Below are 13,061 nucleotides of genomic sequence, written 5' to 3' on the forward strand. Positions count from 1 at the left end.
GGATACAATGACCCGAAAATACAGGTTGATGCTTATTATGCTGGCGATGCTGGTGTTGTCTGCTTGCAGTGAAAGAACCGAGGACGACTCTGCGCTTCGCGCCAGTATTGTTACACCGGAGGATGAAAAGGCGGTTGCCCTCTACAAGAGTCAGTGCCTCTCATGCCATGCTATCGATTTGGGCGGAAGGGTAGGTCCTAGTCTTAAGGATGTCGGAACGAGGCTCTCGGAGGATGAAATACGCGACATTGTAACGGATGGCTATAGAGGCATGCCTTCCTACAGGAAGATTCTAGAGGAGAGCGAGATCCAATCCATAGCGGCGTGGCTTGCGAACATGAACGAGGAGCAGGAGGGGGATACATGAAAAAGATCATGCTCATAGGCGTGCTCATGCTGGTGACGCTGGTGGCAGCCGCATGCGGCAATTCCAAGCCGAGTCAGCTGAGCATTCCGGTCCAGCCATTTGAATACATCAATCAGGATGAAGAGGAGGTCTCTTTAGCTGATCTGAAAGGAAAGGTGTGGATCGCGGACTTTGTATTCACACGCTGCATTACGGTGTGTCCAACCATGACTGCCAATATGGCAGAGCTGCAGCAGCGGTTGAGTGATGCGGGGCTCGAAGCCACGCTGGTATCCTTTTCGGTAGACCCGGAACGGGATGAACCTGCGGCACTCAAGAGTTACCTGGGCAAATTTGATGCAAACTTCACGAACTGGCATGCGCTCACGGGATATACGTTTGACGATATTAAATCGTTTGTGCTGCAATCCTTCAAAGCACCTATTGCCATGGATACAGCAGCAGATCAGGTCATTCATGGCACGTCCTTCTACCTGATAGACCAATCGGGCACGGTTGTCGCGAAATATGATGGCAACATGGACCCGCCTTATGACAAAATCCTGAAGGACGTCAAATCGCTGCTGAAGTAGGGGCGGTCTAAGCGAGGTGGAATGAAATGAACCGATTAGCTCATTCATCATGGATCCGATGGCTGATTCTTGCGCTTGTAACGGCAGCCGGAATATACGCTCTCGTACATGCCCTGCTGGGGGATCAGGAAACCGCTGAGATTGGCCAAACGGCTCCCGACTTTGAGGCGGTGAATCTTCAGGACGAGCCCGTCAGGCTCTCCGATTACAGAGGGCAGCCCGTGCTGTTAAATTTCTGGGCGTCTTGGTGCGGTCCCTGCGTTAATGAAATGCCGATCCTGAACGAAGCGTACGCGCAGGAATCCGGCACTCAGATTATCGCTGTCAATATAGGAGAAAGCCGAGAGAAAGCGGAGGCATTCGCTTCGAAGCATCATTTGGAGATGCCGATTGTGCTGGATCAGCACAATACAATCAAAGGCCAATACGGCATCAGTGGTCTTCCGGTAACCGTCTTGATTGATGACCAGGGTAAAATGGTTGATCGAGTCACCGGCGAGCTGCCGAGTCTTGCGTTCGTCAAGGAATTGATGAGCAGGATTCAATAGGAACAAGTGTGTTAGGACACGAGAACAAGGTTAGCTTCTGGTAAGCTAACCTTGTTCTTTATTCCAGGGAGGAGAAGATCCGTTAACGTCTGCCCTATTGAATCGTGGCGTGCAGAGCTTGAGCAAACCTCGAGATGCCGGACGGGATATCCTCAGCCCTGGCACGGGCATAAGTGAATCTAACGTAACCGGATGCTGAACCGTATACGCTTCCCGGCGCAAAAATAACGCCCTTTTGAATGGAAGCTTCCAGCAGCTTGCTATCATTCACTTCCGGCATGATTTTGCACCAGAGATGCAAACCGCCCTCAGGCACATGGAACTGAACGAGACCGTTCAGCTCTTTCCGAAGGGACTCCATCAGTAAGTCACGCTTGTACAGTAAGCTAGCTCTCAGCTTGTCCAGATGAGGAGCAAAATAGGAGGAGCTGAGAAACTGTCCAGCGAGGCTTTGGGGAACCACGCTCAGCCCGAAATCCATCTGCTGTCTGGCGTCCGCGAGCCGTTCAACGACAGAATTCGGGGCGACCATCCAGCCTACGCGGAGGCCGGACGCTGCGATTTTTGATAGAGATCCAATGTACAGCACCGACCCGACTGAATCCACGGACTTCAGCGGTGCAGGGGGCGAACACTGGTAGGCCGTCAAACTGAAGGGGTCATCCTCCACGATGGGAAGCCCAAGCTCACTTGCAACATCAAGCAGTTGGGCTCTTCTCTCTTCAGCCAAGACGGTGCCTGTCGGATTCTGAAAATTCGGATTAATAAAAATCATCTTGATCCGGTGTTTCTTGTACAGGGAGCGTATGTCCTCTGGTTGTACCCCTCGTTCATCAACAGGCAGTCTGAACAATCGAAGACCGGCAGATTGAAACATAGGCAGTGAATAGCAATATGACGGGTCTTCAATAGCCACTGCGTCACCAGGCGAAAGCAAGCACTGCGTAATGAGGTACAGCGATTGCTGGGAGCCTGACGTGATTAATATGGACGATTCGGTGGTATGAATCCCCCGATATTGTTTGAGATAGGTTACCAATGCCTGTCGTAGTGGACCATATCCTTGCGGATTGTCATAACCCAGGTAGGGAGTATCCGGTTTCTGACTCAATATCGTATTCATTTCTTCGTTCGGCGCCAAATCGCCGGCAAGCTCTCCGCTCGCAAAATCAATCAGGGAGGGATCATAAGCCAATGCTTCCCGAATGCGACGGAGAAAAGGCAGGTTAGGCAGGAAGTTTCCTCCCTCCGCGTAACGGTGCCAGTTCGGCGTATGCTTGGGTGTAGCTCCCCACTTGGAGCTGCTGACCCGAGTTCCGCTCCCGGAACGGCTCTCTATGATACCAAGCGCCCGAAGCTCCGAGTAAGCCAGAACCACGGTGCTTCGATTAACTCCCAATTGCTCGGCGAGTTTGCGTTCGGATGGAAGTAAACTCCCTGGCGGAAACTCACCGTAAGATATTCTTTGCTCCAGATCATCAGCAATTTGCTGATATAGAGGTTGTGTGCTGTTACGATCCGGCTTCCACACTTTCCTCATCCTCTCATGACATATTCAGGTTGTTCCTGTCTGTAATCTTGATCATATCACTATGCACAAATAAAGGGTTTTCATAATTTTATCATTATGATGACAAATCTCTATCAATCTGTTGAACATGGATGGTGCCTTCAGCCCGTGAATTGGATGGGGTAAGCATGATAAACATTTGTGCCGATGATCATTCGTATTATCGTCCAGAGAACGAGCGAATATAGCCCGTAAGGGTCATTCTTCGGGGACAGCATGTGCACTATGATGATACAGAGCAGCATAAATATGAGATGAATAAGGAGAATGAACCCATTGACGACTTATAAATTCCAGCCAGATTTCCGACTCGGGGCTGCATGGATCATTTCGATTGCAGCAACTCTGGGAAGCCTTTATTTTAGCGAAATCAAAGGATATATCCCATGTGACTTGTGTTGGTTTCAGAGGATTTTTATGTACCCGCTAACCATTCTCTTGGGCATTGCGTATTACAAGAAAGATTTGGGAATCATGAAGTATGTTCTTCCTCTCTCTTGCATCGGAGGAGCCATCTCGGTATACCACATCGCGTATCAGCGCTTCTATTCGTTGTTTAGCAATCATGGTTTAGCAGCTTGCGGCCCCACTCCCTGCAACGTAAATTACTTCACCTGGCTGGGTTTTATTACAATTCCTGTTATGGCTCTAACCGCATTTCTGTTAATCACCGTCCTGCTGTGGAGTTTATCCAGAGCCGCTAAGGCGAAGGGAGCCAGTACCGAAGACTGAGCGCAATCAGACCTGCTTCTTGACAAAGCATAAGAACAGGATTAAAGTATGGTTTAACTAATCGTAATCGTTACGATTAATAAAATGTGAGATGAGGAGGTGCTGAATATGAGAGTGACGGTAACTTTGGCATGCACGGAAACCGGTGACCGCAACTATACAACGACAAAAAATAAACGAAATCACCCGGAGCGGATGGAGTTGCGCAAATATAGTCCGCGCTTGAAGCGAGTAACACTTCATCGGGAAACACGCTAGTTCATACGAACCACCAGGAGCCGGACCCGAGGTCCGGCTTATTTGACTTCATACGAAATGGGACTACACTGAGATTAGCAGGTTCCTGCAAAATTGAAGAGAGGAGGGATGGTATGCATCAGGAACGACATGATGCTGGCGGCGAGCTGCTGCTGAGCACACATACCGACGAGCAGTGGCGTCGGAGAAGGCGGGAGTTAAACGATTGGATTAACAGACCCAAGGTGCGCAAGCTGCCCAAGCGTACGCGGCTATTCGGCAAAACGCCGGTTGACGAGCAGCTGCATCCGATATTGATCCGGCTGCAGCGTGCAGGACTGGTCACCGAGTTCTCTTGCGCTGGCGTGAGTCCCCTCGATGAACCTGTGGACCATTCGCTGTATGCCTATCTTACGTATTTTTCCGACCGCGGTCCTGCGGAGTCGTTCACGAACCTTCTTATGAGGAACATGAAACATCGAGCGCTCATAACCTATGAGCCTTCCCGTAGCCGCTACGATGTGTCTTCGTTTTTCATCGGACATAACCGTTCCTTCTGCATTCTTTTACTGCATAGCGCGGAGCAGTTCATTCAGGAATCCCGCTTGTGAAGATACTGAAATAACATTAGATGAGGTAAGGAGTCGTGATGGAATGATACGTAGCCGAATATCTTGGGATTCGGGTCAATGGACAACCGTGCCGATATCAGTCACCGAGACGAAGGAAGGACAATATTTGAAGGTAGAGTCCAGAGAAGGCAGTGATTATTGGGAGAAAACCTTATACGGGTTTCAACGCGACAGCGGACATTCTCTGCTCACACGGTGGGAAAAGGATACGGCCATGGAAGTAACGTTTCAGCTGCAATCGTTTACGGAGCTTTATGATCAGGCAGGAATCATGCTGATGAACGCTCCGGGGCAATGGATCAAAGCAGGGATCGAGATTAATGATGGAATCCCGCAGCTTGCTGTTGTTGTCACCCAAGGATACTCGGATTGGTCGCTCGCACCTGTACCGGAGTGGATTGGCGAGAATGTCACGATCCGCGCTTCGAGAATGAATGATGCGGTCATCATTAGGGCGAGAACTGAGACGCATCCTTGGCGAACACTTCGAGTGGCGCCTTTTCCGATCAATACAGCAAGTCAAGCAGGGCCTTTTATTTGTTCGCCGACCCGTTCCGGGCTGCACGTAACCTTCACACGCTGGGTAATGACCGATCCTGACAGTGACATTCATGTTGATCCGTCTACTGAAGATTAGGATCGTTTCTGTGACATCAGTCAGATTAATATAGGGTCTGCTCTAAATCAACCACTCCAAATCGTAAGGATGCGATAATTATGAAGAAAATCATGAACAAACCGGAAACCCTCGTCAGAGAGATGTGCAGCGGCTTCGTCATGGCTCATCCAGAGTTGGAATTTCATCATAAGCATACCTTTATCCAAAAGAAAAACATGAACCAGGACAAAGTAACCTTGATCAGTGGCGGGGGGAGCGGGCATGAGCCTGCGCATGCGGGTTTTATCGGCAAGGGCATGCTGGACGTCGCGGTTTGCGGCGATGTGTTTGCATCTCCATCCCAAATTCAGGTGTATCAGGCAATCCGGGCATCGGCCAGTCGGAAGGGCACCCTGTTGATTATTAAGAACTACAGCGGAGATATGATGAATTTCAAGAATGCCGCCTGTCTGGCGAATGAAGATGGCATTCAAGTCGACTATGTGAAGGTTGACGATGACATCGCGGTTGAAGACAGCCTGTACACCGTAGGAAAAAGAGGGGTCGCGGGCACGGTTTTGGTACATAAAATAGCGGGTGCGGCCGCAGAGGCCGGCATGTCGCTGGAGCAGGTTAAAGAAGCGGCTCAGCATGCCATCGATAATGTCAAAAGCATTGGCTGTGCGTTCACGTCCTGCACGGTGCCTGCCAAGGGGACGCCGACTTTCTCCATTGGCGAGCAGGAAATGGAGTATGGCGTAGGCATTCACGGCGAGCCTGGAATCCGCCGTGAGCAGATGATTCCGGCTGACGAGCTGGCACGGAGAATGGTAGCGGAGCTGCTGGAAAGTCTGCAAGTAAACGGTGATAGCCCGCAGGAAGTTGCCGTATTGGTCAACGGCTTCGGGGGCACCCCGCTGCAGGAGCTGTATCTCTTGAACCGTTCTGTCATGCGGGAATTAAATCAGCGGAACGTTACGGTGCTTAAAGTCTTTGTCGGCAATTACATGACAAGCATCGATATGGTAGGCGCTTCGGTCTCCATCATGAAATTGACGGACCAGCTGAAATATTTGCTGGGCGAGCCGTGTGACACGCCTGCACTCGTAACACGAGGACCGCTAGAGCCTGTCGTATTTCACGATGTTCTAGAGGAATCCTGGCATAAGAAGCAGCCGGAATCCTACAACATGGTGACACATGAAGAGTATGCTGCCGTTTCGGACGATCAATTGTCACTGAACAACATCATCTACTTGATAGACAAAATGAGTGAGGTCATTATTGCGAACGAAGTCCCGTTCTGTGAATTGGATGCGCACGCCGGTGACGGTGATTTTGGCATGAGTGTTGCCAAGGGATTCAAGCAACTCAAAGCCGAATGGGAGGAGCTTATATCCGAGGCCGCTGATATCGGAAGTTTCTTGAACGCCTGTTCACTGATTATTATGGAGCATTGCGGCGGCGCATCCGGTCCGATCTGGGGCTCTGCCTTTCGGGCGGCGGGCAAATATGCGTTGCATAAGAAGGAGCTGTCCATAGCTGAAATCGCCGAGATGATGGAAGCCGTGGTTCAAGGAATACAGGATACGGGTGAAAGATCCTTTGGAAGAGGGGCAGTTGTGGGAGATAAGACGCTGATGGATGCACTCATTCCTTATGCTGAGGCTTGGAAAGTTAGCGCGCATGACGGGGAGAATCTGCTGACTGCCGGCGTTCAAGCGGCACGGGCGGCCGTGGAGGGTGGAAAAAGCACGGAGGCCCTCGTAGCTCGCATGGGAAGAGCCGGAACCGTCGGCGAGCGGAGCATCGGCTACCCGGACGCCGGGGCACATGCGCTCGGGGTTATATTTACGGAGCTTTCCCAATCGCTCACAAGAGCAAAATAGAATAATCAAACCAAGGAGCCTCGCTTTCATTTGTGAAAGGCGAGGCTTCTTTGCTGCTCGTTGTTCTTGTATCAATTGCTACAGCCCGGGTGCAATGTGCAGTGATAATATTGAGGATAGATGGACTTACATACGATTAATAACACAAACAAAAGGGGATTGGACCAGATGCCGAGTAAAGAAAGCATAGCTATCAAACAGAAACTGACGGCCGAGGGATTTCATCATAAATGGGAGGATGCCAAGGCAATTCGGCAGTATATCGCTACCATGCCTCCTTATCCCGCCCTTACCGGCGAGCAGGAAGGATTTGAAATGCGATCTTTCCAGAGCGAAAGCGGTTTGAGTATGAACTATTATATATCGCATGGTGCTAGGGATAAGGGAACGGTCCTATATTTGCACGGCGGCGCCTATTTCGAAGAAATTCTCCCGCCTCATTTTGCTTTTGTTAAACAGTGGACGAAATTAACCGGATTATCGATATATATGCCCAACTATCCGACCGTGCCAAGCATAGAAGCAGGGGATCTGACTGAGCTGATGCGCGAATATTATAAGTTTGTCTGCTCTAAGGCCCAGAGTCCGGTATTTCTGATGGGGGATTCGGCTGGCGGCGCATTAGCGCTGAACGTTGCCCAAGGATTCAAAGAGACGCCACTTACGCCCAAGCGATTAATTCTGATTGCACCTTGGGTGGACGTCGCCATGGACAATCCGCAGATTGCCAAACTCGGCATACCGCAGCGGGATGTCTTCCTGCAGCCGGCCGGGCTTGGAGCAGTCGGAAGGATGTATGCAGGGAATCTGCGCATGGACGATCCTGCGGTCAGTCCATTGTTCGGCGATATGAAGAACCTGCCAAGCACGGTGATCCTGATCGGGACCGATGATTCCCTGCTGCCGGATGCCCGGCTGCTGCGTGATCGATTGGATGTTGAGGGTGTCGATACGGAGTACTGGGAGTATGAATATATGATGCATGTCTGGCCTCTTTTTCCGATGCCTGAAGCTGAAGAGGCGCTGGACAGGCTGCAGCGGTTAATCATACGTGATTTAGAATACGATGAAATGGATGGTAAGCTGAAGGACCAATTGGATGGTCAGAACTGACGCGCAATTGGATGGTGTGCATTAACCGTTTGTTCATTATAATGAGGCTGAACGAACAAGTTATGATGCATGATGTTGATCCTGGTGCCTCGGGTCAATAGCAGATTCTGTATAATGAATAATCGAATGGGGTTGTTTGGGGTTGGTTATGTACATGATTGTCATTGCGCTGGCATTAATTGGAGGAGTATCAACACTTCTTGTAGGGTTATCACAAGAGAATAAGAAGGCTAATCCGAATTATGAACGGAAAACCAAGACCAATCTCACGAAGCTGCTCATCATCTATCTGGCATCCTTAATTGCATTCATTGTTATATGGATGATTTTTAAATAACATACAGCAACTGCTCCCCGTTACAGTGAACGGGGGGCAGTTTTTTTATGATAAAGGACTTGGACGGGGCTTCATTCCCTCCACGCTGGACAGCTACATCTAACGTTCAAACCAAATACACACGATGTACCGGCTGCTTTTATTTTTTGCATCCTTTTTTCATGGATAGGGTCTGCAGCTATTATCTTTATGATTATCATTGGAACGCAGGTCCATTTGATGTAATCTGAAGACATCAGCTCCACAGCGGTTGATAGCATGGCCAACATTCTGATGTTTGTTATGTTCGCTGCTGGGTTTATTTTATCAATCGATGAGAAGAAAACCATTGCGTTTCTAATTCAGGAGGAGGTCTAGGAATCATATGGCATTGAACGTAGGAATCATCGGCACCGGCTGGTTTAGCAAGATGCATGCCCGTATTTTATCCGACATGGACGGAGTGAGTGTTGCTGCCTTTGTCGGAACAAGCCAGGATAAGGCAGACCAAGCGATAGAAGGATACAGCTCTGCCAAAGCGTATGCGAACGTTGAGCAGATGCTGGATAATAGCAAGCCGGATGCTGTTTATATCTGTGTTCCACCCTTTGCGCATGGGGAGATAGAGTCCCTGCTTGTGGATCGGCATATTCCGTTTATGGTCGAGAAGCCGCTTGGCACGAATCTGGAAATCCCGAAGAAGATTGCGCAAGGGGTGAAGAAGTCAGGGCTAATGACGTCAGTCGGTTATCATTTCCGTTATACGGACGCTGCCATCAAAGCGGCTGAGCTGCTGGAAAGCCGAAAGATCGGCATGGCTCTTGGCTACTGGATGGGTGATATGCCGCAGGTGTATTGGTGGAGACAACAGGAAGGCTCTGGAGGACAATTCATAGAACAAACCACGCATATGGTTGACCTGCTGCGCTGCCTGCTGGGGGAAGTGGATGAAGTGTATGCGGCCTTTGCCCATAGAGCGATGAAGGATATGCATGATAATGTAAGCGTTCACGATGTGGGAACCGCTACACTGAAGTTAAAGAGCGGGGCAGTGGCAGCCATCTCCAATACCTGTATTTTGCCAGAATCGGAGAAGGTAGGCTTGGTTATCTATACGGAACAGGGGAGTCTTGACATCAGAGCAGACAGGCTGATCGTTAATGAACAAGGCAGGAGAACGGAATACCGGAATGCGGCCAACCCATATCAACGGGAGAACGAAGCATTTATTCATGCGGTACGCACAGGCGAAACTTCAGGAATCCTATCCTCTTATGAGGATGCCGTCCGCACAATGGAGATTACATATGCAGCTTTGCAGTCTGCTGAAACGGGATTGCCGGTCAAAATAGGAAATCATTAAACAAACGGCACATATCACATCTAACCATGTGCTTCGGAATTCTATCGAGGGTGAGGGGCAACGAGAAGTACGGTGGCCTTTCGTGTGTGTATGGGTTCAGTTCTGTTATAATAAGTGGACGCATGAAGGAAGGGAAAGATGTAATATGGCATTTACAGCACAGCAGGTGGCCGAATGGATGGTCGAGGAAATCAGATTCACAGGCAATTTGTATCAGACCGAGGCCATACGGTATGTAAGCGAGCACTTCGGTGAGGAGTTCGTTTTTGTTAACGAGAACGGAAATGCCTCGCTGTCCAAGGAAGTGAAGAAGGCATTCCGCAAACTGCATGGCGGCCGCATTGCCTGGGATCGTGACGGGTTTATGTGGGCTTGGACGTAGAAACTTCCAGGGGGGTTCGGTGTCAACACGTAAAAACAGTCTGCGACTGTTATTCTGAGAAGTCTGATCATTCAGGCTTCTGTTGGTTTTGATCAAAGGGATAACGGGGTACACAGGGTGCAACGGATCGAGACCACTGAGGAGTCAGGATTCGGAAAAATGAACAGGGGTCCGGTACACGTTGATTCTCCCTATATATAATCAGAACAGCTGCCTTGAATTCAAGGCAGCTGTTTTTCATACATGATTATTTTATCCGATGAATCGTAAATTGCCCGGTTGAAGCATGCAGAGCCTCCTTGGTCTGTTGTGGGTCGATCCCGTGATGCCGCTCTACCGCATATCGGAACTCATAGAAGCCGCCGAGCGTGGCTTTGAAGTTGGTTTCCCAGTAGTTGGTCAATATCCACGCATACGTGTAAGGCCGGCTGTCCGCCGATTGCATGGTATGGAGCTGGCGCGGCGTATGCTCTAGCGTTCCCAACTGCACAAGCGGCGTGTCTGTCATCGATACAGCGAGCGCTTCCCGGTCTTGGGCCGAGTACCAGAATATGCCCTCTTGGGCACTGGTGTAATCGATGCAGCTTCCCGGAATTTGATCCTTCCATGGACGGATGTGGCAGCCGGCTTTTTCAACATAAAGCTCCGCTTCGGGACCCATGGAGAATGGAAGTGCCACATATACGTTTTCGGGGAGCCAGACACTGTCCTTGTGGAAGCGGACGGACACCTCGGCACGAGGCTGGTTCGCAAACAGCTTGATGTGGAGGGCATAGTAGCTGAGCCCCTTCACTTCGAAGACCAGCTCGATCAGAGCGAACAGCGGGCCATTGTCGAGCACGTTGACGCGAGTCAGGCGCCCGGCATCGCGCTGCACATGGGTACCCTTCCGGTTGCGGCCCATACGGGCACGGGTAGCGCATATCTGGGATGGGCTGTGCTCATCCTGTGCAGGCGTGACCTCGTAAACCGGCGTGAACGGCCCATGCCGGCGTGTATCATCCAGCAGATCGGTTGAACGTGTCTTGTCGATCCAAGCCGTAATGCCCGCGTTGATCTCCCATTCGATGCGGAACGAATCCGATTCGATGAAGCTCTCACCCACTATGACCGGATAAGGGACCAGGGGCTCCAACCGAATGTCGGCGATTCCTTCACAAGCAATTGGCTCGGTGTTGCGCGCAGTCACCATGTTCCCGGAAGGGGAGCCGACCTCTGCCATTTCGAGCGGGTGGATCGACAGCGTGCGGGATTCACCCGGCGTTAGCGTCAGCTCGGCTGCGAGGGCGCCTGTGTGCGTCAGCTGATACGGGAGCGACTGTCCGTTCGATTCATCGATAAGCTCGAACTTCCTCTTCAAGATGACGTTCTCCCAGCCATCGAGCGGAATAGCGACCTGCAGTGTGGCTGTGGCGGGCTCTGTATTAATCACCTCATACCGCAGAGAGCGATGAGGGGCCAGAAGCGCACCCTGACGGGCAACCAGCGCTTTATCCAAAGCCCGGTATGCCAGCTTGCTTGCTTCAGCTGCATAGGCTTGCTTCCGAACCTCCAGCATTTGGACCTGCGGATGCCATGGCTCATACACGGAGGAATGATAACCCCACGTATGCTCCGCGTACATAGTTAGTGCTTGTGCAGCATCATCGATCTCGGCGGGGCTTACCGTTTCGGAAGCCGGATCCAGCCGCTTCACTTTGCGAAGCGTGCGCTGGGCATCCCGGTAAATCTGGGTGTGCATCGCCGTGGAGGCAACACCGTCCGTCCACCAATCCGGCCAGTCGCCCCGGTGCACCGGCAGCTCGGATAAGTCCTCCTGCTTCAGAGCCGCAAAAAATTCGGAGAGGGTAGCCATCTTAATCGTAATGCGGTCACCGTTCTGCTCATTCCATTTGGTCATCCATTCCGCAATGTCCGCATTCGGAGATGCATTATCCGTCCCAAGACCGGACACCATGATCGGAACGAAGGAATAGGGATAGGATTCCTGTTCCAGATTCCATAAATATCGGTTAATCCGTAATGATGCGATGTTGTTGTGGCGATGTTCAGGCTCCATCAGGTTATGCTGGAATTCGTCTTTGATGATGTATTTGCCGAGTGCATCCGGACAGAATCCGAGCTCGTTGCCAAACATGTAATGTTCGCCGTTCCACACAAGCAGCTTGCCGCCCTCCGGACTTTCCCACCAGAATGGGGTCTGCTTGCGACCCAGTGGATACATGCCGTGATGCGTGTGGATGCAGGAGAACAGGTGCTCAATGTTATTCTGCAGCAGGCTGTCGGCATATCCCCATCCGTAGCCGTTAATATCAGCTGTCATGGCGCTGTCGATTCGGTGTCCGAAGGATTTCGCGTACTGCTGAGCCTTCCCGTGGTTGCGCTTCAGGAGGTCAAAGTCCGGGAGCTCGGTCATGTTCAGATAAGTTCCCGACAGCTCAATATCCCCTCGGATGACAGCTTGCTGAAAAGCTTCTTTCTCTTCGGGAGAGGCCGCTTCCAGAAATTTCTCCACGGCCCAGAAGGTTTCGCAGGTCCAGCGGAATGAGCTCCAATCCGGACGCTCCCCGCGATGTGCGGCTTCTGCGATGCCGACCGCCTGGCGAATAAAGTCAACGTGGTACTGCTCGATCCTCTCCTGGCGCTCGGTGTAACCGATATCCGTGTGGGAATGATGGATGGCATAAATGGTCCAGGGACGAGCGGGTCTGTGATCACCTTGGTTTGATAAGTTCATGTAAC

General features: G+C 51.0%; 14 protein-coding genes. 12 read left to right on the forward strand and 2 right to left on the reverse strand.

Annotation, left to right across the window (positions count from 1 at the left end):
* Positions 1–7: 7 nt before the first annotated feature.
* Genes M2277_RS11220 through M2277_RS11230 form a run of 3 tightly spaced genes read left to right on the forward strand, consistent with a single transcriptional unit; the run spans position 8 to position 1,487 of the window.
* Positions 8–367: a c-type cytochrome gene (locus M2277_RS11220; RefSeq protein ID WP_006209250.1), complete on the forward strand. Its 360-nt coding sequence runs from the start codon at positions 8–10 to the stop codon at positions 365–367.
* Positions 364–939: an SCO family protein gene (locus tag M2277_RS11225; protein ID WP_036636616.1), complete on the forward strand. Its 576-nt coding sequence runs from the start codon at positions 364–366 to the stop codon at positions 937–939. Before M2277_RS11220 ends, M2277_RS11225 begins: the two co-directional genes overlap by 4 nt.
* Positions 940–965: 26 nt before the next feature.
* Complete coding sequence (locus M2277_RS11230) at positions 966–1,487, forward strand: redoxin domain-containing protein (RefSeq protein WP_006209252.1); 522 nt, start codon at positions 966–968, stop codon at positions 1,485–1,487.
* A 94-nt stretch (positions 1,488–1,581) separates the two neighbouring features.
* Here M2277_RS11230 and pdxR read toward each other — a convergent pair whose 3' ends face one another.
* Entirely contained in the window at positions 1,582–3,018 is a 1,437-nt protein-coding gene (pdxR, locus tag M2277_RS11235; protein WP_082834322.1) for a MocR-like pyridoxine biosynthesis transcription factor PdxR, read from the reverse strand.
* A 306-nt stretch (positions 3,019–3,324) separates the two neighbouring features.
* Between pdxR and M2277_RS11240 the strand changes: the two genes are divergently transcribed.
* From M2277_RS11240 to M2277_RS11280, 9 genes are all read left to right on the forward strand, one after another.
* Complete coding sequence (locus tag M2277_RS11240) at positions 3,325–3,789, forward strand: disulfide oxidoreductase (RefSeq protein ID WP_280754777.1); 465 nt, start codon at positions 3,325–3,327, stop codon at positions 3,787–3,789.
* Between the two features lie 108 nt (positions 3,790–3,897).
* A complete protein-coding gene (gene rpmG / locus M2277_RS11245; protein ID WP_006209254.1) occupies positions 3,898–4,047 on the forward strand; it encodes a 50S ribosomal protein L33 in 150 nt (49 codons plus the stop codon).
* 113 nt (positions 4,048–4,160) lie between these two features.
* The gene (locus M2277_RS11250) at positions 4,161–4,637 is read left to right on the forward strand and encodes a hypothetical protein (protein WP_036636622.1); all 477 of its coding nucleotides are present in this window, start codon (positions 4,161–4,163) and stop codon (positions 4,635–4,637) included.
* A gap of 43 nt (positions 4,638–4,680) precedes the next feature.
* Complete coding sequence (locus tag M2277_RS11255; protein WP_280754778.1) at positions 4,681–5,295, forward strand: DUF1349 domain-containing protein; 615 nt, start codon at positions 4,681–4,683, stop codon at positions 5,293–5,295.
* A gap of 80 nt (positions 5,296–5,375) precedes the next feature.
* Positions 5,376–7,145, forward strand: a complete 1,770-nt coding sequence (gene dhaK, locus M2277_RS11260; protein ID WP_280754779.1) for a dihydroxyacetone kinase subunit DhaK — start codon at positions 5,376–5,378, stop codon at positions 7,143–7,145.
* 168 nt (positions 7,146–7,313) lie between these two features.
* Positions 7,314–8,258, forward strand: a complete 945-nt coding sequence (locus M2277_RS11265) for an alpha/beta hydrolase (protein WP_280754780.1) — start codon at positions 7,314–7,316, stop codon at positions 8,256–8,258.
* Between the two features lie 148 nt (positions 8,259–8,406).
* Positions 8,407–8,595, forward strand: a complete 189-nt coding sequence (locus M2277_RS11270) for a hypothetical protein (protein ID WP_036636628.1) — start codon at positions 8,407–8,409, stop codon at positions 8,593–8,595.
* A 364-nt stretch (positions 8,596–8,959) separates the two neighbouring features.
* Complete coding sequence (locus M2277_RS11275; protein WP_036636630.1) at positions 8,960–9,937, forward strand: Gfo/Idh/MocA family protein; 978 nt, start codon at positions 8,960–8,962, stop codon at positions 9,935–9,937.
* Positions 9,938–10,082: 145 nt separating this feature from the next.
* Positions 10,083–10,319: a DUF6953 family protein gene (locus tag M2277_RS11280; RefSeq protein WP_006209264.1), complete on the forward strand. Its 237-nt coding sequence runs from the start codon at positions 10,083–10,085 to the stop codon at positions 10,317–10,319.
* A gap of 247 nt (positions 10,320–10,566) precedes the next feature.
* Here M2277_RS11280 and M2277_RS11285 read toward each other — a convergent pair whose 3' ends face one another.
* Positions 10,567–13,056 (reverse strand): glycoside hydrolase family 38 N-terminal domain-containing protein, encoded by a 2,490-nt coding sequence (locus M2277_RS11285; protein ID WP_280754781.1) that lies wholly within the window; start codon positions 13,054–13,056, stop codon positions 10,567–10,569.
* Positions 13,057–13,061 lie beyond the last annotated feature (5 nt).

The sequence above is a fragment of the Paenibacillus sp. LBL genome, from assembly GCF_029893715.1.
Classification (GTDB): domain Bacteria; phylum Bacillota; class Bacilli; order Paenibacillales; family Paenibacillaceae; genus Paenibacillus_AQ; species Paenibacillus_AQ glucanolyticus.

Coding starts and splice junctions, on each gene's coding strand:
- M2277_RS11220 (WP_006209250.1), top strand. CDS start 8: ATGACCCGAAAATACAGGTTGATGCTTATTATGCTGGCGATGCTGGTG.
- M2277_RS11225 (WP_036636616.1), top strand. CDS start 364: ATGAAAAAGATCATGCTCATAGGCGTGCTCATGCTGGTGACGCTGGTG.
- M2277_RS11230 (WP_006209252.1), top strand. CDS start 966: ATGAACCGATTAGCTCATTCATCATGGATCCGATGGCTGATTCTTGCG.
- M2277_RS11240 (WP_280754777.1), top strand. CDS start 3,325: ATGAACCCATTGACGACTTATAAATTCCAGCCAGATTTCCGACTCGGG.
- rpmG (WP_006209254.1), top strand. CDS start 3,898: ATGAGAGTGACGGTAACTTTGGCATGCACGGAAACCGGTGACCGCAAC.
- M2277_RS11250 (WP_036636622.1), top strand. CDS start 4,161: ATGCATCAGGAACGACATGATGCTGGCGGCGAGCTGCTGCTGAGCACA.
- M2277_RS11255 (WP_280754778.1), top strand. CDS start 4,681: ATGATACGTAGCCGAATATCTTGGGATTCGGGTCAATGGACAACCGTG.
- dhaK (WP_280754779.1), top strand. CDS start 5,376: ATGAAGAAAATCATGAACAAACCGGAAACCCTCGTCAGAGAGATGTGC.
- M2277_RS11265 (WP_280754780.1), top strand. CDS start 7,314: ATGCCGAGTAAAGAAAGCATAGCTATCAAACAGAAACTGACGGCCGAG.
- M2277_RS11270 (WP_036636628.1), top strand. CDS start 8,407: ATGTACATGATTGTCATTGCGCTGGCATTAATTGGAGGAGTATCAACA.
- M2277_RS11275 (WP_036636630.1), top strand. CDS start 8,960: ATGGCATTGAACGTAGGAATCATCGGCACCGGCTGGTTTAGCAAGATG.
- M2277_RS11280 (WP_006209264.1), top strand. CDS start 10,083: ATGGCATTTACAGCACAGCAGGTGGCCGAATGGATGGTCGAGGAAATC.
- M2277_RS11285 (WP_280754781.1), bottom strand. CDS start 13,056: ATGAACTTATCAAACCAAGGTGATCACAGACCCGCTCGTCCCTGGACC.